Consider the following 18,200-nt stretch of genomic DNA (forward strand, 5'->3'; position numbering starts at 1 on the left):
AGCGCGGCTGCCTGACCGACCCAGCCCGCCAGCGTCGAGCGGTCGATGTCCAGGCCTTGGGCGGCCATCATCTCGGACTGCCGGTAAAGCGGCAGATGATGTTCGAACTTCGAGACGACGACATGCGCCAGCGTTGCAAATGTCGCCTTCCCGCGGGCGACCGCCTTCACCGGGGCAGCCGCCTGGACGATCTTCTCACAGGTCCGGCAGCTGTATTTCGGTCGGACGTTCCGCACCACGCGCCAGTGCACCGGCAGGACGTCGAGCATCTCATGGGCGTCTTGCCCGAGGTGGCGTAGCGCACCGCCGCAGTCCGGGCATGTGCAGGTGCCGGAGGCGGGTTCGTGAACGAGCTCCTTGCGTGGCAGGTGGTCGGGCAACGCACGGACTGGTGCGGGCCGCCCGGGCGTGTCTGACAAGGCCGCGCCGGTCTCCGGGACTGCGCTCTCGGTTTCCAGTTCCTCGAGCGCGAGTTCGAGCTGAGCAATCTCGCGCGTCAGCTTCTCGGAGGATGCGCCGAACTGCATCCGCCGCAGCCGGGCGATCTGACCACGCAGAGTCTCGATGAGCAGGTCGCGAGCGGCAAGTGCTGCATTGGCCCGGGCGAGCGACGCCTCCAGCACGGCAATCCGGGCCTCGGCATCAGATGGGGCAAGAGGGGCTTGCGACACCTCATTTTCATAGCAGTTCGCGCACTCTCACACGAGCAAAAATGACGGAAAAGCTATGCTTTTAGCCTGCCAATGTTGGTGACCATGTCCGCTCTGGGCGCCGCCAGTCGATGCCCTCCAGAAGCATCGACACCTGCGCCGATGTCAGCGCCACTGTGCCGGTCGCCGTTACCGGCCAGACGAAACGCCCGCGGTCCATCCGCTTCGAAAACAGGCAGAGTCCCTGACCGTCGAACCACAGCAATTTGATCAGGTCGCCGCGCTTGCCACGGAACGCGAACAGCGCACCGGAATGTGGTTTCTCCCGGAGCACCTGCTGCACCAATACCGCCAGGCCATCGAAGCCCTTGCGCATGTCGGTGACGCCGCACGCCAGGAATATCCGCGTCGATGTCGGCTGCGGGATCATCGCGTCAGCACGCCGATCACGCGGCCATCGAAGCCCTTGCGCATGTCGGTGACGCCGCACGCCAGGAATATCCGCGTCGATGTCGGCTGCGGGATCATCGCGTCAGCACGCCGATCACGCGCGATAGCGCCTCGGCGTCGACAGCGCCGTCGACGGTCAGTCGTACACCCGAAGGCAGCTCGATGCCGATCTGCCCCGCGGTCCGGGCGTCCGCTGGCGCCTCGACGGGAGGCGCCGGCAGCATTACGGGCGGCTCGCTGATCCGGACTTCGGCAAATGTGGCCTGAGGCCGGGCCGGCACTCCGCTCAGTGCACCCGACATAGCTTGACGCCGCCAGGTGTAGATCGCGCCGCTGCCGACCTCGTGACGCTCGACCGCCGTCCTGACCGACCCATCCGGGCCAAACGCATCGCGTAGGATCGCCAGCTTCTGCTCGACCGTCCAGCGGCGTCGACCCGACACCCGACCGACAATCTCGATACGACCACTCTTACGACCGGTCGTATGACTACTCGCTACATCTGCAGCTGGTTCGATAGTCTCGTCTGACATCACGGCCTCGTTCAAAGAGCCGCCATCAACCCGTTGAACGCTCCGCCTACAAGGCGACCTTCAGACCACGCTTACTGGTTCGATAGTCTCGTCTGACATCACGGCCTCGTTCAAAGAGCCGCCATCAACCCGTTGAACGCTCCGCCTACAAGGCGACCTTCAGACCACGCTTACGTTCAAGGCTGCGAACAGCGGATCGAAGGGAGTGCCGATCGTCGCGGCGATCAGCGGCGAAATGCGGGACGGCCAGTTTAGCCATGCGTCGCGCGTGGTTCGGCTAACCTCGAAGAACAGGCTTTCGGCCTGCTGCATATCGATCAGTTCGCCATCGGCTTCCCTGTTCTTGCGTTCTTGCGAGACGGCCTGCGCTCGCGCCAATCGCCCGCGTTCGAGCACGAGGTTCGGCGCGTCGGGATCGCCGGCCGATCGTCCTGCGGCGACCTCGCGTAAGTGGCGGATGTAGGCCACCCGGCATTCGTCCAAGCTGTAGCTGCCGCGCCCGTTCGTCGGTTTCAGGATGCTCGATGCCACCAGCTGCGACACTGCCGCCTGCGATAGGTCAAGGTGGGCTGCCACCTGCTTCTGCGTCGTCATGATTATTATAACCCCCCTAGGGATGCTCATGGCTGGGAATGTTATGCGCCTTTGCCCCCCGTATTACCCGGGGGCGGGGGAAGGACCCGACGGGCGGGGTGGCGCCGCCCGCCCCGCGTTGCTATCGACGTGTCACCGCCCCGTGCTTCGGCACGCCGGTATGGAGCGTTGGCCGAGTGGTCGATGGCAGCCGGTTGAAAACCGGTAGGGCCTTTCGGGGTCCCGTGGGTTCGAATCCCACACGCTATTCTAGAAGCCCGCTCCGGCCTTGCGGCCGTCGAGCGGGCTTCGTCGTATCGGCCATCATGCGGCGATCGGAGGGGGCGCGCCGCCATCGTCGGCGGAGCGAGCGGCGGAGTTAAGCGCAGCCAACATTGCGCGCGCGAGATGAGCCGTTCCACGAGGAACGGTTAGAGCATCGGCGGGTGGGCGCTGTTCACCGCGAAGCCCGGCTCGGGCAACATTGGTAAGCCTCTCCCGAATTTCCTGTTCTGTCACCGCTCCAGGCGGTGCAATGAGTTGCTCGCGGATCTCATCCAGTGCGGCCAATAGCAGGGTGGACAATAGCATTCCCCGACCCGCCACTTCTATGTCTCCCCACCACAGGTCGGCAGCAGCGAGCAGGAGGATGCGCGCCGTCGTCTCAGTCGCTTCAACAGTGGTGCCCTGCTCGCTCTGCGCTGTCTCGAGGGCGCTCGCCATGACCTCGCGCGCGACGTCGGGCAGAAACATGTCCGTCTCGGGTCCCGGTTGCCCGAGCCGGAATAGCGGCTCGGATTTGGCTGGTTCGTCTTTCACGAGACGTAGCGGTTTGTCGTTCGGCATTAGGGTAACTCCTCTTGTGAACTGGTAGGATGATTGATCAGGCGCTGCCGTCAGGGTGCATCAGGTCCCAAGGACCGCCAGCGAAGGCTAGGATCGTGGACGCTCGGGTGAGTGCGTCGTTGAGGGCAGCGAGAGCGGCAGGCGGAATGTCTTCCGACAAGCACACAGTTGCGCCACTGGCCGCCTCGATCAGCGCGGCGGATGCCGCTCTGCCCTCGGGCGTCACTTCGAAAGCGATGTGCAATAGGCGGACCGCCGCCTCGATCGTTGGACCGTCGCGACGGGTTGGTACGGACTCATGCATTGGACGTGCCCTGTTCGTCCGGCTCGCGGTCGCCCGGTCCCATCGAGTACGTCGAGCCGTCCGCCCGAGCGCGCATGGCCGTACCGAATTTGCGCATGTTCCGATTGAAGGCGGCAATGTCGGCTGCTGGGATACGATCAGCCTCGGGCGCGACCGCTGCGACCACACGTTCCCAGGGCTTCGCGTCGGCATCGCCGCGGGTCCGGCCCTCCATGACCTGCACCATCGCCTCTAGGCGGTAGGCTTCCTCACGGCGGGTTGCGACCAACGGATCAGCGATCGCGCGGGTTTGCCCTACGGCGGGCATAAAGCCGCGTTCGGAGCGCTTGATCGCCTCGTCTATCGAATAGGCGAGGATATCGTGCGGGAGGTCTAGGAGTAGCCGGCCGGTCTCTTGAAGCCATGCGGTTACGCGGTCGGGGTCTTTCTCGTGGCCGTGTGCCAACGCCATCGACGATAACCGTTTTTTCAGCCAGTCGCGGGGGCAGGGCGCAAGCGAAGCGCGGTAGGCTCGTGCACCATCCGCGACCTGCCGGCGTTCATCGGTCGACACGATCGAAAACATGGCGTCGGCCGCATTCCACGGCGTGCTGCGGAACCGATTGTCAGCCAAAGTCGACGCGATCGAAGGCGGTAACGATGGCGTCACGGGCTGAGCCGCGATTTGGCGCCGATCGTCCAGCCTGGCGAGATTGCTCATTCGAAGTTTCCCATCGTGTGGAATTGCGAACCCATGTTCTCCAGGAAGCCTGCCAGTCGGCGCTGAGCTTCCCTTCCTTTGCGTGCCAATCGGCCATCGCCTCGATCTCAGCTTCCAGCCTGCCGGGAGGCCAACCAGCGACCACGGCTGCGGTTTTACCTGTCATGATCGGAGCGAAATTGGCCGGGATGTCGGCTTTCGCGTGCGCGCGCTTCCTCGAAGAAGACGAAGTCTTCTGAGAGATAGGTTCCTTGGGAGGTTCCGTGTCCCGTTTTTGGGACTCTTTCGTGGGAAAAACGGTACTGTTTAACGGTCCCGTTTCTGGCACTCTTTCCGATAAGGGTGCCGTTTCCGGGACTGTTTCGATCGGGAGGCGATAGACCTTGATTTGGCGCGTCCGTCCGCACCGACGGCCGGTATCGATCAGCAGTCCAGCAGCCTCGAGGGAGGCAACCGACTTCATTACCGTTTTGCGGTCGCAGCCGGTCCACTCGCAAAGCGCTGCCACGGATGGGAAGCACTCAGTCGTCGTTTTATCCGCGTTATCCGCGAACGCGATCAGCACGAGTTTATCGAGCGGACGCGGGGGCGCTTGCCGAGCAGCCCAATAGGCGGCCCTGCTCATCCGACGCACCCCGGCAACTGCGATACTGTCCGTTGGCGAGGGCAAATAGCTATGCTATTCGATCGATGCCCGCCCGCCTGGTGAGGTAATTCAGCCCCCGTTCCGGTTGCCGCCGGTACGGGGGTTTCTGATTCCGGGGGCGGCGGTGGACGGTACCGTGCAATCAACGCAGCTTCAGGTGCTCCGGTGTCGGTCCGGTGAAACTCGCAACATTTCGCTGTTTGTTCGCGGCCTGTTCTGCCGGCGTCACGCCCGTATGTGGCGGAAATCTGCCGTTTTTGAACCGTGCCCCTGTGTTGACATCGCAGGGGTCGCAAGTTCAATCCTTGCCACGCCCACCATTGAAAACCCCGCTAGTCCCATGGACTAGCCGGGTTTTTATTTGTCTCGAGTGCTAGCGGGGTCCCCGAAGGGACCCTCGTCAGGCGGGTATCTGGTCGATCGCGGCGGTGTTTTCGGCCTTGATGCCGTTCTCGCCATGCCGCAGCTTCGACAGCGCCTGATAGACCTGCAGCCGGGCGCGCATCACCGAACCGAGCGGGCGATGCGCCGCGAGTGCGTGCGCGGGGCGGAACGTCATCACGTCGTCGTAATACCGGACGCGCGCGGCGCTATAGGCTTCCTGCCGGGGGATGCGGATCGTTCCGACCGTCAGGTAGCGGCTGTCCTCCTGGGGCCAATCGACCGACGTATCCTCGATCGGCTGCGTCTCGGCGTTCGCCCATAGCTGTACGCGCAGTTCGAAGGCCGCGTCGTGTTCGCCGAAATAGCGGACGGCGGCATGACGGAAACCGTCCTCGTCCTGCTTTGCGTCGAGTTCCCAGTCCTTCAGCGCGGCCTGTTCGGGCGAGGCGGGGAAGGCGCCGAGCTTCGCGACGTAATCGCCGTAACGGATCGGGCATTGGCTGAAATACGGTTCGGCGAGCGGATGGCTGAACGGGTGGCCGAAAAAGTCCGCCTTGGGGCTCTCGGTGCCGACCGCGTGCAGCGCCTTGTTCACGTTGCGCGCGAGGCTCGACACCGCGCTCTTGAAGCCCTCCGGCAAGGGCACTGCCGCACCGATCTTCTTGGCGTCGCTCAGGAAGCCCTGCGCGGTGCCGGACGGAAACGTCGTGCCCGTCGCGAACACGAAATCCTGCGTGTCGGCATCATGGCCCGACAGCTTGTCGCCGGGTACGTCGAAGATCTTGATCGCCATGCCGCGGTGCGTCGAGACGCGGTCGCCGAGCGTCTCGCCGGGCCCTTGCGCGAAGCGGATCGCGACGGGGTGCGTGCCGGGCGTCGCGAACACGCCCTGCGCGAGTTCGGGTGGCAGGCCGGGCGCGATCGTCAGTTCGCCGATCACGCAGGCCGAACTCTTCGCGTGGCTCGCGCGGACCGCATGGCCCTCGCGCTTCTCGACGGTTTCGGTCTGCTGCGACATGCCCTGGATGATGCCGTCGATCGACTTCTGCTCGTCGGGCTGGATCGTCTCGATGTCGTCGCTGTAGGGGAGATAGGTCATGTCGGGCCTCACTTTGCGGGTGCGAACGAGAACAGTTCGGTCTTGAGCGATGCGGGCGCCCCGGGCTTGAACCAGTTGGTGTCCTGGATGTGGCTGGCGGTGACGTAGATGCGGCCGTCCGCGCCTTCCGAGAACGTGTCGGGCCAGCGCAGGCGGGCGTCGGTCAGCACCGGCTCGACATGATCGCCGACCAGCCGGGTGATCCCGTTGTTCACCGGCGACGTCAGGTACAGCGTGCCCGCCTTGCTCATCCACAGGCCGTCGGCGACGTGCGTCTGCGCGACCGTCTTCACGCCCGCGGCCCGCGCCGCCTCGCTGACGCCGTCACGCAGCAGCGTGGTGTCGATCGAGTAGAGCGTCTTGCCGGTGAGCGCCTGGTAATACAGCGTCTTGCCGTCGTTGGAGATCGCGATGCCATCGGCGGCGAAGGCGGGCTGGCGACCGTCGGGGCGGACGAGCGGCTTGCCGTCGGTCATCACCTTCACGGTCTTGTCGATCTGCGTTGAGCCATGCCCGTCGAGCGCGCGGAAGCCCTTGCCGGTTTCGAGATCGATGACGATGATCGCGCCACGCGTGCCGGAATCGGTGATGTAGCCGGTCTTGCCGTCGGGCGAGAAGCGGATGTCGTTGAGGTAGGTGCCCTGCAACGCGACGTCGAGCGGCACCTTGATGACCTTGGTCACGCGGTTGGTGGCGAGGTCGATTTTGACCAGCTTTGGCGCGCCTTCGAGGATCTTCTCGTTACCGGGCGCGCCGGGATCGAGCACCCAGAGGTTGCCGTGGCCGTCGGGGACGATCGACTGCACGCAGACGAAATAGTCGCCGACCGGCATCTCCGCCGACTTGGCGTTGCGCCAGCTGTTCCACTTGGCGTCCGGATAGGCCTTGAGCGAGCCGTCCTTCATCACTTCGGCGACCGAGATCGGGGCGTCGTCGGTCCAGCGGGGGAAGTTGACGAAGCGGCGGCCGTCGGCGGTGACGGCGACGCCGGTCGCCTGGTGATCGAACTGCGCGACCTGGGTGAGCGGGCGACCGCTGGTCTGCGATGCGGTCTGCGCGCTGGCGACGCCGATCGCCGCGGCGGCGACGACAGCGATCGCGGCAGCGCCAGCGAGGAAGGGTTTGGTCTTGGACATAATAAGGCTCCGGTCGGTGGTGTCGGACAGGTCGGCGGGATTGCCGGTGAAAAGCTGGATGAGATGGCGCGTGACCGCGTCGGGGGCTTCGCGCTGGATGAAATGGCCGACGCCGTTGAGCGTCACGAACGCGAACGGCCCGGTGAACTTGGCGGGTACCGAGGTGCTCGCCGATGGCGGGTTCACGCCGTCGACCGCGCCCTGGAAATACATCGTCGGCAAGGAGAGCGTCCTGGTCGCCTTGACCTTGTCCTCGAGCCACTGGCTGCGCGGATCGGGTTCAGCCTCGTTCCAGCGCGCGCGGTAGCTGTGCAGCGTGACGTCCGCCCAGTCGGGGTTCTCGAACGATCGTGCGACGCGGGCGAAGGTCGCCTCGTCGAACCAGCCGGGGGGCGACCAGTTGACCCAGTGGATGTGCGCGAAGCCCTTGTGATCGTCGCGAACGGCCTGCGCACCGCGCGCGGTCGCCATGAACCAGTGATACCATTGGCGCTGCGCCTGCTCGAACGGTGGCGTCGGCATGCCGCCGAGACGGGGCGGGGTGGCGAGCATCGCCATCCGTTCGACGCGGTCGGGCCAGCCGACCGCGAGTGCCTCCGCGGTGTTCGAGCCCCAGTCGTGCCCGGCGACCATGAATGTCCCGATCCCGAGCCCGTCCATCAGCGCGATCATGTCTATCGCCAGGATCGCGCTGTTGCCGGTACGTGGTGCATCGCGCACGAACCGGGTTTCGCCGAAGCCGCGCAAGGTTGGCACGATGGTCCGCAACCCGGCCGCGTTGAGCGTGGGGACGACGTCGTCCCAGGTCGATGCGTCGTCGGGCCAGCCGTGGATCAGCAGGACCGGCTGACCGTCGCGTGGACCGGTATCGGCATAGGCGAGTTCGAGATCGTCGGTCGTCTGGATCGGCATGATGGTCCTCGTCGGATCGGGGCGTCGGGCTCGTGGTGGAAGCTCACGGTAGAGCGGGCCGACGCGAAAGGGTCCTGGTATCGAAACAGTCTCCGGGGGCGGCTGTTCCGGCGGCTAAGCCAATGATTCGCAAAGGTGATCGGGCTGCGCGACGTTGTGGGCCGATTTGCGATCCGCGCGTTGGGGACGGCAGAACTCGAGGAGCACGACGATGGATTCACGACGTATGGCCGGTGCGGTCGCAGGTGGCCTGGTGGCCGGGCTGGGCATTACCGCGCTGCTGATGGCGGGCGAGCGCAAGAGCGGCGAACCATCCGAGATCGTCACGCTCGAACGCAAGACGGCGGAGAAGCTCGGCATCGACACGCCAGCCGCAGATGCCCTGCCGTCGTCGCGCGAGCAGGCGGTCACGCAGGGCGGTCACCTGTTGCTGTCTGCGGCGGCGGGTGCGGTATACGCGGCGACCGTCGACGAGGAGGCGTCGGTTATCGGATCGGGCCTGGTGTTCGGCGCAGCGTTCTATGCGGCCATGCACTGGATCACGGGGCCGTTGCTCGGCGTGAAGCCACCGGAGTGGCAGGCCGATGCGAAGACGATCGGCATGCACAGCGTGAACCATGCGGTGTTCGGGCTGGTCACGGCGCTGGGTGCGAAGCTCGCGACCCGACGCTGAAATCGAGTATCAGAAACGTGACGGTGTGCCTGTGCGGCACACCGTCACGCACCATCGTCAACCTGCCGCGTCGACCTGCGGCAGGTAGGCGGCATACCCATTGGCTTCCATCTCGGCGCGCGGGATGAACCGCAGCGACGCCGAGTTGATGCAGTAGCGCAGGCCACCCTTGTCCTGCGGGCCATCCTCGAACACGTGGCCGAGATGGCTGTCGGCGCCTGCCGAACGGATCTCGGTGCGGACCATGCCGTGGCTGTGATCGTGGAGTTCGGCGACGTGCTCGGGCGTGATCGGCTTGGTGAAGCTCGGCCAGCCGCAATGCGAATCGAACTTGTCGGCGGACGCGAACAGCGGCTCACCCGAGACGATGTCGACGTAGAGACCGGGCTCGCGCGTGTTGAGATACTCGCCGGTGCCCGGCCGCTCGGTGCCGCTCTGCTGCGTGACGTGGAACTGCTCGGGGGTGAGCTTGGCGATCGCCTCGTCGGTCTTCTTATAGTCGGTCATGATGATCCTCTCGCGCTCAGGAGAGCGCCGGTTGGCCGTTCGACGCGGACAGGCCGCCGTCGACCGGCAGGTTGACCCCGGTTATATAGTGCGCATCGGCGCTAGCCAAAAACGCGATGGCGCCGGCGATGTCTTCAGGCTGTGCGCCGCGTGCCATCGGGATGCGTTCCTCGAACTTCGCGATCAGGTCGGGCTGGTCCTTCATGCCTGCGGTCAGCGCGGTGTAGGTGAGCGACGGGTTGACCGCGTTGACACGGACGCCGTGCTTCGCCTCGTCCATCGCGAGCGCGCGGGTGAAGTTGGTGACCGCGCCCTTGGCGGCGCAGTAAAAGCTGTGGTTCCAGTCGCCGCCGAGGCCCGATACGGACGAGACGTTGACGATGCAGCCCTTGTTCGCGCGCAAGGTGCCGATCGCGGCGCGGCTCATTTGGACGACGCCGTAGAGGTCGGTCTCGATGACCTTGGTGAATTCGGCGAGGTCGCCCTCGTCGAGCTTGCCGAGATGGTCGACGCCGGCATCGTTGACGAGCACGTCGATGCGGCCGAACTTGTCGACCGCGCGCGCGACCAGCGCCTCGCAGGCGGCCATGTCGGAAACGTCGGTTTCGACCGTTTCGACGGTCGTGCCATCGAGGCTGGCGGCGACCTTCGCGAGGCAGTCCGCGTCCTTGTCGCCGAGTACGAGCGTCGCGCCCTCCGCGGCGAAACGACGCGCGGCGCCTTCGCCGATGCCCGAGGCGGCGCCGGTGACCACTATGATCTTACCATCGAATCTCATCGATCTGTGTCCTGAAGCTTTGGGAGATACCGCGATGAACGACCGACACGCGGCCCGGTTTCCTTGCTGAATCAAGGAGATCGCCCGTTCGCCCCATTGGCGGACCCCGGCCGGTCTCGCGCGCGTTGATGCGTTCGAACCTGTTTCCGGAGAACACCATGCTCGCATCCTTCCTGATGGGACTCGTCGGTGGCCAGCGCGCGATGACGCCGCTCGCCGCGGTCGCCATCGCCGCCGCTCGCGACGAGCTGCCCGCCGACAATGGTGCGCCGAAGCTGCTGTCGCACCCCGTCGTCGCGGCGGGTGCGCTGGCGCTCGCGATCGGCGAGATGGCAGGGGACAAGCAGAAGACCGCGCCCGACCGGATCGTCGCGATCGGTCTGGCCGCGCGGTTCGTCACATCGGCGATCGCAGGCGCGTCGCTCGTCCCGCGGCGGCAGCGGTGGATCGGCGCCGCGGTGGGTGGACTGACGGCGGTCGCGGCGTCCTATCCCGGCTGGCGTGCGCGGATGGCGGCGATGTCGCAGTACGGCCAGACGCCGACGGGGTTCATCGAGGATGCAGCGGTTCTGGCGGGTGCGGCGGCGATCGCGCGCAACGCGGCGAAGCTCGGCGCGGCCTGACGTCGGAGGCGTATTCCGGGCGGGCGGAAAAGCTGCCATGCGGCGACGATGATCCGTATCTCGCTCTCTACGCTCGCCTTCGTGTTGATTTCGTCCGGTGGCGCGGTCGCGCAGATAACCGTCGCGCCTGGCGACCAGCCGGCTGACATTGTCGTCACCGGGCGCGGGCTAGCCGATGCGCCCGGCGATCGTGTGTACGACATCGTCACGATCGATCGCGACCGGATCCAGGCTAATGCGAGCAATCGGCTGGAGAGCGTGCTGGCCGACGTCGCGGGGCTCCAGCAGTTTCGCCGGTCCGACTCGCGCAGTGCCAACCCGACCAGCCAGGGGATTTCGTTGCGCGGGATCGGCGGCAATGCGTCGAGCCGCGCGCTGCTGATCTTCGACGGCGTGCCGCAGGCGGATCCGTTCGGTGGTTGGGTCGCGTTTCCGGCGTATGCGACGGGGCGGCTCGGACGCATCCGCGTGACGCGCGGCGGCGGCAGCGGGTATCAGGGGCCGGGCGCGCTGGCCGGGACGGTCGAGCTCGAAAGCGCGACACCGGACCAGGCGGCGCCCTTCCAGGGCAGGGTCGCGTATGGCAGCCGGGATTCGGTCGATGCGCAGGGGTCGGCTGCACTGGTGCGCGGGTCGGGGTTTGCGACCCTGTCCGGAGCCTATGCGCGGGGGGATGGCTTCACGCCGACCGTCGAGGAAAGCCGGGGGATCGTCGATCGCGCCGCGCCGTACGAGCAGGCGTCGGGCGCGCTGCGGACCGTCGTCGGGATCGGTCCGAAGACCGAATTGCAGATGAACGCGAGCGCGTTCACCGATCGACGCGACCGGGGGACCGACTTCACCGACAACAAGAGCGAAGGCGCGGATGCGAGCGTCCGGTTGGTCGGGCGCGGGCGTTGGGGATATTCGGCGCTGGCGTATCTGCAGACGCGCGCGTTCGCGAGCAGCTTCAACAGCATCAATGCCGCACGGACGACCGCGATCCAGTCGCTCAACCAGTATAATACGCCCGCGACGGGGCTGGGCGGGCGGATCGAGATCGCGCCGCCGCTGGGCGAGAGCATTACGCTCCGTCTGGGCGCAGATGTTCGCGATGTCAGCGGCAAGACGCAGGAGCTGTATACGTTCGTCAACACCGTGCCGACGCGGCGGCGCGAGGCCGGCGGGAGCACGACGACGACCGGCGTGTTCGCAGACGGGAGCCTTGTCGCGGGCGACTTCACGTTCAGCTTGGGTGGCCGGGTCGACTGGTGGTCGATCGATGGCGGCTATCTGTCCGAACGGCCGCTGGCGACGGGCGCGGCGCTGACCAACCTGCGCTATGCGGACCGCGACGGCAGCGAGACGACCGGCCGGGCGGGCGTCGCGTATCAACCCGTCGAGGCGATCACGCTGCGGGCGGCCGGGTATCGCGGGTGGCGGCTGCCGACGCTCAACGAACTGTATCGGCCGTTCCGCGTCGGCAACGATGCGACCGCGGCGAACGCACTGCTGTCGCCGGAGCGGCTGACTGGGGTCGAGGGCGGTGTCACGCTGACGCCAGCGCCGGGCGTGAGCATCGCCGCGACCTATTTCTACAACCGGCTGAAGGATGCGGTGGCGAACGTCACGACGACCACGCCGACGCAGGTGTTGCCGGGGGTGACGACCTACAGGGTTCGCCAGAACCTCGACGCGATCCGCGCGCATGGGTTCGAGTTGGATGCTGCGTATCGACCCGGTCCCATCGGTTTGCAGGCGTCGTGGTCGCATACCAATTCGAAGGTCGAGGGATCGGGGATCACCGCCGCACTGGACGGCTTGCGACCGGCGCAGACGCCGCGTGACCAGGTATCGGGGACGGTCGACTGGCGGCGCGATGCGGCGGCAATGTCGCTGACGGTGCGGCATATCGGCCGGCAGTATGACGACGACCAGAACACGCGGGTGCTCGATCCGGCGACGACGCTGGACGCGTATGCGGCGCTGCCGATCATGCGCTCGCTGGTGGCTGAACTGCGCGGGGAGAACCTGTTCAACGAGCGCGTCGAGGCGGGGATCAGCGGCGCGAACATCGTCGAGCGCGCCACGCCGCGGACGATCTGGGTCGGGCTGCGCTACGGGGGGCGATGAGCCTTAGTCCGTTCCCGCTGCGACAAACGAAGACAGCATGTTTCCCCGCGAAGGCGGGGACCCAGACTGGGCTCCCGCCTTCGCGGGAGAACAATGTTGGGGAGCGTTGTGGTTTGGTACGAACCACCACCCCGGCGAAGGCCGGGGCCCAATTGGAAAGGTGGCAATAACGAGCCACCGCGCTCCATTATCGACGTCCCCCAACTGGGCCCCGGCCTTCGCCGGGGTGACGCGATGGACCGTGAGCCTACTGATACTCCCCCTGGCGGGGGAGGATCAGCGTTCCCCGCGTTGACCCGTGTCTGGCGCGCGACTAATGCCGCCTACGTGAAAGGTTCCCCGCAACGGGATCAAAAGGGAAGTCGGTGCGCGGGCCGGGTCGTCACGACCCCATCCGCAAGACCGGCGCTGTACCCGCAACTGTGACCGGATAGCGGCCACCCCGATATGCCACTGGGTTCCGGTCCGGGAAGGCGGGGTGGGCGCGGCGACCCGGAAGCCAGGAGACCTGCCTCTCACGGTCGATCCACTGCGCGGGCGGGTGTCCGGCGCGGACGAGTGCTCCGGTCCAGCCGGGTTTCCTCGAGCGAGAGACGTCTGGCCGCCCGGCGAATGGTCGCTGGCGGTTCTGGTTAGGACGCAGCCGATGACGAAATTCTTCCTTCTCCTGAGTGCCGCGGCGATCGCATCGCCCGCCTGTGCGCAGGACATTCCCGACGCCGACGCCCCCGAAGTCGTCGTCACCGCAACCCGCGCCGCACAACCGCTGAGCGAGATCGGCCAGGCCGTGACCGTGATCGACCGCGCCGAGATCGAGCGCCGCCAGACCACCATCGTCTCCGACCTGCTCGCGACCACGCCCGGCGTCACTGTCACGCGCAACGGCACGGTCGGCGCGCTGACCAGCGTCCGCATCCGCGGTGCCGAGGCGGACCAGGCGCTCGTCGTGATCGACGGCGTGCGCGTCAACGATCCCTCGTCGACCGGCGGCGGCTTCAACTTTGGCAACCTCCTTTCGAGCTCGGTCGAGCGGATCGAAATCCTGCGCGGCCCGAACTCGGTGCCGTGGGGCAGCCAGGCGATCGGCGGCGTCGTCAACATCATCACCGCCGCGCCGACCGAAGGCGTGCAAGCCCGCGCCAACGCCGAATATGGCTATGCCGACAGCGTGTTCGCGAGCGCGGGCGTGTCGGGCAAGTCGGGTCCGGTATCCGGATCGCTGACCGGCGGCTATCTGCGCGCTGACGGCATCTCGTCCGCAGCCAGCGGCACCGAGCGTGACGGCTATCGCCAATATGGCGCGACCGGGCGGGTCGGCGTCGAGTTCGCGCCGGGCATCGGCCTCGACCTGCGCGGCTATTTCGCGGACAGCAAGGTCGACATCGACGACGGTTTCGACCCGAATACGTTCGTGGTCGCGGACAGCCCCGCTTACTCCACCACGCAGGAGCTTTACGGCTATGCGGGGCTGCATGCGAACCTCGCGGACGGCCGGTTCAATAACCGCGTGGCGTTCACGATCGCCGACATCAACCGTGACAATTACGCGCAGCCCGGCGGGGACGTGACGTTTCTCGGCCGCGGCCGCAGCGAGCGTTATGAGTATCAGGGCGACTTCCACCCGATCGACCAGGTCCGCGTGGTTGCCGGCGTCGAGCGCGAGAACAGCCGCTTCAACGACGGCAGCACCTTCGCGCATACCGGCATCACCAGCGTGTACGGCCAGCTGATCGTCAAGCCGCTCGACATCCTCACGGTCACCGGCGGCATCCGCAACGACGATCACGACGATTTCGGCAGCCGCACGACGTTCGGCGCGAACGCCGCGCTGGCGTTGCGGACCGGCACCACCGTCCGCGCGAGCTACGGCGAAGGCTTTAAGGCGCCGACCTTGTACCAGCTCTTCTCCGACTACGGGAATCGCGACCTCGATCCGGAGACCGCGCGCAATTTCGATATCGGCGTCGAACAGGCGTTTCTCGGTAACCGTGCCCGGGTCGGCCTCACCTATTTCGATCGCCGCACGCGCAACCAGATCGACTTCCGCGATTGCAGCCCGGCCGAATTGACGACGGCCGGTTCGATTTGCGCCAACCGACCGTTCGGCGTCTACGACAACGTCGTGCGCGCCGAAGCGGATGGCGTCGAGTTTACGCTCGCGCTGCGCCCAGTCGAAGCGCTGACGCTGACCGCCAACTACAGCTATATCGATACCGAAAACCGCTCGATCGGCGTCAATTTCGGCAATGATCTCGCGCGTCGCCCGAAGCAGACCGCGAGCGTCGACGCCGATTACCGGTTCGCGTTCGGCCTCTCCGTCGGCGGCACCGTGACGATGGTCGGCGACAGCTTCGACGAGGCGGGCAACACCACGCGTCTCGACGGCTATGCGCTCGCCGGCGTGCGTGCGGAGCTGCCGATCGGCGAGCGGTTCGCGGTCTATGGCCGCGTCGATAACCTGACCGACTCGCGGTACGAGACGATCGCGGGCTACGGCAATTACGGCCGCGCGGCCTATGGCGGCGTGCGGTTGCGCCTGAAGTGAGGCGCGGGGCGATCCTCTTCGCGCTGCTGCTCGGGGGCTGCGCACAACCCCCCGGCGCGGGAGTAGGCGGGGGGATCGTCTCGACAAATCCGTGCGTGGATTCGGTGCTGGTCCGCATCCTGCCGCCTTCGCGGATCGCCGCGATCAGCCATTATTCGCAGGACCCTTCCGCGACCTCGATCCCGATCGCCGTCGCGCGCCGGTTTCGCGGCATCGCCGGGACCGCGGAGGAGGTGATCGCGCTCCACCCCGATCTGGTCATCGCCAGCACCTACACGCCGCCCGCGACTCAGGCGGCGTACGCGCGGGCCGATCTGAAGACGCTGCTGGTCGGCATCCCCGACTCGATCGCCGAGAGCCAGGCGCAGGTCACGCAGATCGCCGAGGCTGTCGGCGCACCGATGGGCGGCGCGCGGATCAATGCCCAGATCGACCGCGCGGTGGCGCGCTGGAGCAGCAAGAATGGACCGTCGCCGAGCGCCTTGCTCTATATCAGCGGCGATCTCGCGACCGGGGGGAACACGTTGCTGAACGACATGATGACGCGCGTCGGCTTCCGCAACGCCGCCGCGAGCTACGGCCTGACGCATACCGGCACGCTGTCCGCCGAGACGATCGTGACGCAGCCGCCTGCCGTGGTGATCGCTTCCGAACGCGCCGGCCGTGGGACAGCGCTTCGTCACCGCCTGCTGCCGCGCACGCCGCAAGCCGTGTTTCCCCGCGTCCTGATCAATTGCGGCGGGCCGACGATCCCGCTTGCGCTCGAACGTCTCGCCACGATCCGGGCGGGGCTGTGATGCGACGACTATACCAGAACCACCCCGGCGGCGGCCGGGGGTCAATTCGAATGGCGGAAGTAACGGAGTGCCGCGCGCCGTCACGACCGTCCCCCAATTGGGCCCCGGCCTCCGCCGGGGTGGTGGCGGTGGTCGGCTTAGGCGAGGAGGCGTTCCGATGACCCGCACGCTCAAACTTATCGTGCTCGTCCTGCTTCTGATTCTCCTATTCGGCCTGTCGCTCGGCTGCGGCAAGGTCTGGGTGCCGGCCTCTGCCTGGTTCTCGACCGACCCGCGCTGGTGGATCATTCTCGAGCTACGTCTGCCACGTGCGGTGCTTGGGCTAGCACTCGGCGCCACGCTCGGTCTGTCGGGTGCGGTGCTGCAAGGCTATCTCCGCAACCCGCTCGCCGACCCGTCAGTCGTTGGCGTGTCGTCGGTCGCAGCGCTCGCGGCAGTAGCGGCGATCGTGTTCGGGCTCGGCTCGGGCCCCGCGATCTTCGCCGCAGCGATGCTGGGGGCAGGCGGCGCGGTCGCGTTGCTCGCCGCACTGACGTGGCGGTCGCCGAGTGCGATCACCTTCATCCTCGCGGGCACGGTGCTCTCAAGCCTGGCCGGTGCGCTGACCGCGTTCCTGATCTCGATCGCGCCGAACCCTTATGCGGTCGCCGAGGTGATCGACTGGATCATGGGCGCGCTGACCGATCGCGGCTGGGACGACCTGAAGCTCGCGCTGCCACCGATGGCGGTCGGTGCGGTGCTGCTGTTGCTCACAGGCCGCTCGCTCGACGCGCTGGCGCTGGGCGAGGCGGCGGCGCGGTCGCTCGGGATACGGATGGGTCGCGTCCGGTTGCTCGTCGTGCTGGGCACCGGCCTTGTAGTCGGCGCGGGCGTCGCGGTGACCGGCGTGATCGGCTTCGTCGGACTCGTGGTGCCGCATTTGCTGCGCCCGATCTTCGGCCACCGCCCGAGCGCGTTGCTACTCCCCTCCGCGCTCGGTGGAGCGGCGCTCGTGCTCGCCGCCGACAGCCTCGTCCGCCTCGCACCCGGCGCAGGCGAAATCCGGCTCGGCGTCGCGATGGCGATGATCGGGGCGCCGTTCTTCCTAGGATTGCTCGCCAAGGAACGAGGTCGCGCATGGATCTGATCATCGATGCGCTGGGCGTGAAGCTTGGCAAGCGAACGGTCCTCAGCGACGTGTCCGCGCACCTGCGTCCCGGCCGCGTCACCGCGATTCTGGGCCCCAACGGCGCCGGCAAGAGCACGCTCGTCAAGGCGGCGGCCGCCCTCATCGATCGCAGTACCGGGAGCGTCCGGCTCGATACGCAGGACGTCGCCAGGATGGACCCGCGCGCCCGAGCTCGGGCGATCGGCTACCTCCCGCAGGACGCGACGGTGCACTGGAACATCGTCGCGCGCGATGTCGTCGCGCTCGGTCGCCTGCCGCATCTCGGCGCACATGCCGCGCCGTCGCCCGCCGATCGCGCGGCCGTGGAGCGCGCGGTGCACGATACCGAGACGCTCCATCTGGCCCACCGCCCGGTCGGCGAACTCTCCGGCGGTGAGCGAGCGCGCGTCCTGCTCGCGCGCGTCTTGGCAGGCGAACCGCGCTGGCTGCTTGCCGACGAACCGCTCGCCAGCCTCGACCCCTCGCATCAGATCGACCTGCTCACCCGCTTGCGCGGCTACGCGCTTGGCGGGGCAGGGGTGGCGATCGTCCTCCACGACCTCGTCCAGGCACAGCGCGCAGCCGACGACGCGCTGCTGCTCGGCGATGGCCAGGTCGTCGCCTTCGGACCCGTTGCCGAAGTGATGACCGCGGAGACGCTCGGCCGCGTATTCGGCGTCCGTGTAGCGCCACTCGAAGACGGAGATCGCCGCCTGCTCGTGCCGGTCGGACGCATCGGGGCGGCATAGACGGTCGACGCGCCGCGCCCGCGGCACTATTCCGCG

Annotated in this window: 19 protein-coding genes, 1 tRNA gene and 1 riboswitch; of the genes, 8 read left to right on the forward strand and 12 right to left on the reverse strand. The window is 66.9% G+C overall.

Features of this window, described 5'->3' with window-relative positions:
* The 4 genes from ASE69_RS15045 to ASE69_RS15060 form a co-directional block, all read right to left on the reverse strand.
* Positions 1–671, reverse strand: a 671-nt coding sequence (locus ASE69_RS15045; RefSeq protein ID WP_082453198.1) for an IS66 family transposase zinc-finger binding domain-containing protein, incomplete at its 3' end; no start/stop codon positions are given.
* A gap of 61 nt (positions 672–732) precedes the next feature.
* Positions 733–1,080, reverse strand: a complete 348-nt coding sequence (gene tnpB, locus ASE69_RS15050; protein WP_043061529.1) for an IS66 family insertion sequence element accessory protein TnpB — start codon at positions 1,078–1,080, stop codon at positions 733–735.
* 94 nt (positions 1,081–1,174) lie between these two features.
* Complete coding sequence (tnpA, locus tag ASE69_RS15055; RefSeq protein WP_235518837.1) at positions 1,175–1,633, reverse strand: IS66-like element accessory protein TnpA; 459 nt, start codon at positions 1,631–1,633, stop codon at positions 1,175–1,177.
* A 159-nt stretch (positions 1,634–1,792) separates the two neighbouring features.
* Positions 1,793–2,227, reverse strand: a complete 435-nt coding sequence (locus ASE69_RS15060) for a hypothetical protein (protein WP_056488396.1) — start codon at positions 2,225–2,227, stop codon at positions 1,793–1,795.
* A gap of 162 nt (positions 2,228–2,389) precedes the next feature.
* Here ASE69_RS15060 and ASE69_RS15065 point away from each other — a divergent pair.
* Positions 2,390–2,476 (forward strand) — tRNA-Phe (locus tag ASE69_RS15065).
* 54 nt (positions 2,477–2,530) lie between these two features.
* Here the strand turns inward: ASE69_RS15065 and ASE69_RS15070 are convergent.
* The 6 genes from ASE69_RS15070 to ASE69_RS15095 all read right to left on the reverse strand — a co-directional run bounded on the left by ASE69_RS15070 (position 2,531) and on the right by ASE69_RS15095 (position 8,233).
* Positions 2,531–3,052 (reverse strand): hypothetical protein, encoded by a 522-nt coding sequence (locus ASE69_RS15070; RefSeq protein WP_056488400.1) that lies wholly within the window; start codon positions 3,050–3,052, stop codon positions 2,531–2,533.
* 37 nt (positions 3,053–3,089) lie between these two features.
* Positions 3,090–3,356, reverse strand: coding sequence for a hypothetical protein (locus ASE69_RS15075; RefSeq protein WP_156362355.1), 267 nt, complete (start codon positions 3,354–3,356; stop codon positions 3,090–3,092).
* A complete protein-coding gene (locus tag ASE69_RS15080) occupies positions 3,349–3,969 on the reverse strand; it encodes a hypothetical protein (protein WP_082453158.1) in 621 nt (206 codons plus the stop codon). The genes ASE69_RS15075 and ASE69_RS15080 overlap by 8 nt, the downstream gene beginning before the upstream one ends.
* The gene (locus ASE69_RS21555; RefSeq protein ID WP_082453159.1) at positions 3,962–4,681 is read right to left on the reverse strand and encodes a helix-turn-helix domain-containing protein; all 720 of its coding nucleotides are present in this window, start codon (positions 4,679–4,681) and stop codon (positions 3,962–3,964) included. Before ASE69_RS21555 ends, ASE69_RS15080 begins: the two co-directional genes overlap by 8 nt.
* A 421-nt stretch (positions 4,682–5,102) precedes the next feature.
* Positions 5,103–6,185, reverse strand: a complete 1,083-nt coding sequence (locus tag ASE69_RS15090) for a catalase family protein (protein WP_056488412.1) — start codon at positions 6,183–6,185, stop codon at positions 5,103–5,105.
* An 8-nt stretch (positions 6,186–6,193) separates the two neighbouring features.
* The gene (locus ASE69_RS15095; protein ID WP_056488415.1) at positions 6,194–8,233 is read right to left on the reverse strand and encodes an L-dopachrome tautomerase-related protein; all 2,040 of its coding nucleotides are present in this window, start codon (positions 8,231–8,233) and stop codon (positions 6,194–6,196) included.
* Between the two features lie 211 nt (positions 8,234–8,444).
* On the opposite strand from ASE69_RS15095, the gene ASE69_RS15100 reads away from it, so the two are divergent.
* Positions 8,445–8,906 (forward strand): hypothetical protein, encoded by a 462-nt coding sequence (locus ASE69_RS15100; protein ID WP_156362356.1) that lies wholly within the window; start codon positions 8,445–8,447, stop codon positions 8,904–8,906.
* Between the two features lie 57 nt (positions 8,907–8,963).
* On the opposite strand, the gene msrB is transcribed toward ASE69_RS15100, so the two are convergent.
* Positions 8,964–9,413: a peptide-methionine (R)-S-oxide reductase MsrB gene (gene msrB, locus ASE69_RS15105; RefSeq protein WP_056488420.1), complete on the reverse strand. Its 450-nt coding sequence runs from the start codon at positions 9,411–9,413 to the stop codon at positions 8,964–8,966.
* Positions 9,414–9,429: 16 nt separating this feature from the next.
* Positions 9,430–10,191 (reverse strand): SDR family NAD(P)-dependent oxidoreductase, encoded by a 762-nt coding sequence (locus ASE69_RS15110; RefSeq protein WP_056488422.1) that lies wholly within the window; start codon positions 10,189–10,191, stop codon positions 9,430–9,432.
* 158 nt (positions 10,192–10,349) lie between these two features.
* Between ASE69_RS15110 and ASE69_RS15115 the strand changes: the two genes are divergently transcribed.
* From ASE69_RS15115 to ASE69_RS15140, 6 genes are all read left to right on the forward strand, one after another.
* A complete protein-coding gene (locus ASE69_RS15115; protein WP_056489371.1) occupies positions 10,350–10,814 on the forward strand; it encodes a DUF4126 family protein in 465 nt (154 codons plus the stop codon).
* A 48-nt stretch (positions 10,815–10,862) separates the two neighbouring features.
* A complete protein-coding gene (locus ASE69_RS15120; protein WP_056488424.1) occupies positions 10,863–12,926 on the forward strand; it encodes a TonB-dependent receptor in 2,064 nt (687 codons plus the stop codon).
* A 315-nt stretch (positions 12,927–13,241) separates the two neighbouring features.
* A riboswitch (cobalamin riboswitch) is annotated at positions 13,242–13,457 on the forward strand.
* Positions 13,458–13,572: 115 nt separating this feature from the next.
* Complete coding sequence (locus ASE69_RS15125; protein WP_056488427.1) at positions 13,573–15,471, forward strand: TonB-dependent receptor plug domain-containing protein; 1,899 nt, start codon at positions 13,573–13,575, stop codon at positions 15,469–15,471.
* Positions 15,468–16,268: an ABC transporter substrate-binding protein gene (locus ASE69_RS15130; protein ID WP_056488430.1), complete on the forward strand. Its 801-nt coding sequence runs from the start codon at positions 15,468–15,470 to the stop codon at positions 16,266–16,268. Before ASE69_RS15125 ends, ASE69_RS15130 begins: the two co-directional genes overlap by 4 nt.
* Positions 16,269–16,425: 157 nt before the next feature.
* Entirely contained in the window at positions 16,426–17,394 is a 969-nt protein-coding gene (locus tag ASE69_RS15135; protein ID WP_056488432.1) for a FecCD family ABC transporter permease, read from the forward strand.
* Positions 17,385–18,164: an ABC transporter ATP-binding protein gene (locus tag ASE69_RS15140; protein ID WP_056488435.1), complete on the forward strand. Its 780-nt coding sequence runs from the start codon at positions 17,385–17,387 to the stop codon at positions 18,162–18,164. The genes ASE69_RS15135 and ASE69_RS15140 overlap by 10 nt, the downstream gene beginning before the upstream one ends.
* Positions 18,165–18,200: the final 36 nt, after the last annotated feature.

This window comes from Sphingomonas sp. Leaf208, assembly GCF_001421415.1.
Classification (GTDB): domain Bacteria; phylum Pseudomonadota; class Alphaproteobacteria; order Sphingomonadales; family Sphingomonadaceae; genus Sphingomonas.

Coding starts and splice junctions, on each gene's coding strand:
- msrB (WP_056488420.1), bottom strand. CDS start 9,413: ATGACCGACTATAAGAAGACCGACGAGGCGATCGCCAAGCTCACCCCC.
- ASE69_RS15090 (WP_056488412.1), bottom strand. CDS start 6,185: ATGACCTATCTCCCCTACAGCGACGACATCGAGACGATCCAGCCCGAC.
- tnpB (WP_043061529.1), bottom strand. CDS start 1,080: ATGATCCCGCAGCCGACATCGACGCGGATATTCCTGGCGTGCGGCGTC.
- ASE69_RS15140 (WP_056488435.1), top strand. CDS start 17,385: ATGGATCTGATCATCGATGCGCTGGGCGTGAAGCTTGGCAAGCGAACG.
- ASE69_RS15125 (WP_056488427.1), top strand. CDS start 13,573: ATGACGAAATTCTTCCTTCTCCTGAGTGCCGCGGCGATCGCATCGCCC.
- tnpA (WP_235518837.1), bottom strand. CDS start 1,633: ATGTCAGACGAGACTATCGAACCAGCTGCAGATGTAGCGAGTAGTCAT.
- ASE69_RS15135 (WP_056488432.1), top strand. CDS start 16,426: ATGACCCGCACGCTCAAACTTATCGTGCTCGTCCTGCTTCTGATTCTC.
- ASE69_RS15075 (WP_156362355.1), bottom strand. CDS start 3,356: ATGCATGAGTCCGTACCAACCCGTCGCGACGGTCCAACGATCGAGGCG.
- ASE69_RS15060 (WP_056488396.1), bottom strand. CDS start 2,227: ATGACGACGCAGAAGCAGGTGGCAGCCCACCTTGACCTATCGCAGGCG.
- ASE69_RS15070 (WP_056488400.1), bottom strand. CDS start 3,052: ATGCCGAACGACAAACCGCTACGTCTCGTGAAAGACGAACCAGCCAAA.
- ASE69_RS21555 (WP_082453159.1), bottom strand. CDS start 4,681: ATGAGCAGGGCCGCCTATTGGGCTGCTCGGCAAGCGCCCCCGCGTCCG.
- ASE69_RS15110 (WP_056488422.1), bottom strand. CDS start 10,191: ATGAGATTCGATGGTAAGATCATAGTGGTCACCGGCGCCGCCTCGGGC.
- ASE69_RS15100 (WP_156362356.1), top strand. CDS start 8,445: ATGGATTCACGACGTATGGCCGGTGCGGTCGCAGGTGGCCTGGTGGCC.
- ASE69_RS15095 (WP_056488415.1), bottom strand. CDS start 8,233: ATGCCGATCCAGACGACCGACGATCTCGAACTCGCCTATGCCGATACC.
- ASE69_RS15120 (WP_056488424.1), top strand. CDS start 10,863: ATGATCCGTATCTCGCTCTCTACGCTCGCCTTCGTGTTGATTTCGTCC.
- ASE69_RS15115 (WP_056489371.1), top strand. CDS start 10,350: ATGCTCGCATCCTTCCTGATGGGACTCGTCGGTGGCCAGCGCGCGATG.